The organism is Geodermatophilus chilensis (assembly GCF_002802985.1).
GTDB classification, from domain to species: Bacteria; Actinomycetota; Actinomycetes; order Mycobacteriales; family Geodermatophilaceae; genus Geodermatophilus; species Geodermatophilus chilensis.
This window is the reverse complement of the sequence record NZ_NVPT01000311.1, coordinates 1-2,327: the sequence shown is the minus strand read 5'-3', so window position 1 is coordinate 2,327 and position 2,327 is coordinate 1. Positions and strand designations below refer to the sequence as shown.

Here is a 2,327-nt window from a genome sequence, read left to right as displayed (position 1 = left end):
TGTGTTTGTGGAAGACGACGACGCCCAGCGAGTTCTCGACGTAAGGAGTCGTGGGCAGCGTAGTATGTGTATAAGAGACAGGCGGCACCGGGTCGGCGCCCAGCGCGCCGGCGACGGCGAGCCCCGCGGCGGCGGCGAGCGCGGCGGCCAGCAGCGCGGGCAACCCGGTGCGGACGACGCCCGCGAGCCCGGCCGGGCCCACGACCCGGGCGACGACGGCGAGCAGCGCCAGCCCCGCCACGGTGACCCCGGCGCTGTGCCCGGCGGCGAGGGCGACGCCGCGGTCGTCGGCCGGCAGCACCGCGGCGAGGACGACGTCGGCCGCCACGGCGAGCAGCCAGCCGCCGAGCACGCACGCCGTCGGCGCCCGCCACAGCCCGCGGGCGTAGATCGCGCGGGAGAGCACCGCCACCAGCCCGTAGCCGGGCAGCCCCGGGGCGAAGGCGACGATCGTGTCGCGCAGCGCGCCCACGACGCCCGCCGGCTGCCCGGCGAGGAACACCCCCGCCATCGGCCCGGCCACCGCGACCAGCACCGCCGCCGCCACCGTCGAGGCGACGACGACGAGGGTGGTCACCGGGGCCAGGGCCCGGCGGAAGCCGGCCTCGTCGCCGGTCTCGGCGCGCTCGGCCAGCCCCGGGTAGGCCGAGGTGGCCAGCGGCACGGCCAGCGCGGCCCACGGCACGAGGAAGACCGTCAGCGCGGCGGCGTAGACCACCTGGGTGCCGTCGGGCGCGCCGGCGTTGGCCAGCCGGATCGCCACCGCGGCCAGCAGCTGCTGCCCGGCGAGGGTGAGCACCCCGGCGACGGCCAGCCGGCGCACCCGCGGCGCCGCGCCGACGGGGAAGCGCAGCGACGGCCGCAGGCCCAGGCGCAGCCGCCGCACCGGCAGCAGCAGCGACAGCGACAGCGCGGCCACGCCGAGCGTCGTCCCGACGGAGAGGACCAGCTCGGCGGGGGTGCCCAGACCCTCCGCCGTCCGGCTGCCGCCGATCGCGGCGAAGGTCAGGTAGGCCGCGGCGACGACCACGCTGGACAGCAGCGGCGCGAGCGCGGGGGCGGCGAAGCGGCGGTGCGCCTGCAGCACACCGGTGAGCACGATGCCGATGCCGTAGAGCACGACCTGCGGCGCGAAGACGACGAGGAAGCGGGCGGCGAGGTCGACCTGCCCCGGGTCCTGCGAGCCGAGCAGCAGCCGGGCGACCGGCTCGGCGCAGACCGCCAGCAGCACGGCCAGCGGGGTGAGCACCAGCAGGCTCCAGCCGAGCAGCGCCGAGGCGGTGCGCCGGACCTGCTCGCGGTCGCCGGTGGCGATGCCGCCGGCCAGCATCGGGACGACGAGGCTGGCCAGCGCACCGCCGGCGACCACCTCGAAGACGATGTTCGGGACGCTGTTCGCCGCGAGGTAGGTGTCACCGGTGCTGCCCGCGCCGACGGCGTTGGTGAACACCAGCGTGCGGCCGAACCCGGCGAGCCGGGCCAGCACGGTGAGGACGGCGATCAGCGCGGCGGCGCCGGCGACCCCACGGACGACCTGCCGGGAACTCATGCCCCGCGGCGGCCGAGCCGGTCCAGGGCGCGCAGGACGGGGGTGGCCTCGATGACCCGCGTGAAGCTCACCCGCTCGCTGGCCAGGGTGAGCCCGACGACGGCCGCCAGCGCCCCGGCCCGCGCCGGGCGGCCCGGCGCCGCGGCCAGCCGCAGCCCGAGCAGCGCACCGACGGCGTTGGCGCCGCAGTCGCCGAGCATGACCCGCTCCCCCAGGTCGGCCGGCAGCACGGCCAGGCTCGCGCCGAGCGGCCCGGCGACGAGGGAGCCCGACGGGCCGCCCAGCCCGGCGGCGGCGGCGAGCACGGCGACCTTGGCCGCGCGGCCGGGGCGCAGGTCGAGCAGGTTGGCCAGGTTGGCGGTGCCGGCGACCAGCCCGGTGGTGAGGACGGCGTCGGCGAGGCCGCGGTCGCGCTGGGTGAGCAGTGCCGCGGCCGCGGCGGCGGCGCCGATCCCGGCGACCTTCACCGCGCCGGCCGAGACCCGCCCGGCGCGCAGCGCGCGCAGGTGCCCGGCCAGCCCCTTGTCCCGCGCCTGCTCGGGGCGGGCGCCGGCGAGGTCGTCGTAGCCGCCGACCAGCCCGGAGACGGTGCCGACCAGCGCGGCGGCCGCGCGGGTCCCCGTGGGTGCGCCGGCCACCGCGGACGCCGTCGCGGCCAGCGCCAGCGCCGGCCCGCCGAGCAGGGTCACCGGACGGCCGGCGTAGTTGGTGCGCCGCCACGGCTCTCCGGCGGTCCGACGGCAACGCGCGGCGCCGGGCACTGCTCGCCCTCGGCGGC

Annotated in this window: 2 protein-coding genes; both read right to left on the bottom strand. The window is 79.2% G+C overall.

The genetic code is table 11. The features are described from left to right. On the bottom strand, nucleotides 1–1,549 hold a 1,549-nt coding region (murJ, locus tag CNO22_RS26735), incomplete at its 3' end, for a murein biosynthesis integral membrane protein MurJ (RefSeq protein WP_232807389.1). Beyond that, nucleotides 1,546–2,327 (bottom strand): hypothetical protein (locus CNO22_RS26730; protein ID WP_100502252.1); only part of this gene is annotated, 782 nt, incomplete at its 5' end. The genes CNO22_RS26730 and murJ, both read right to left, overlap by 4 nt.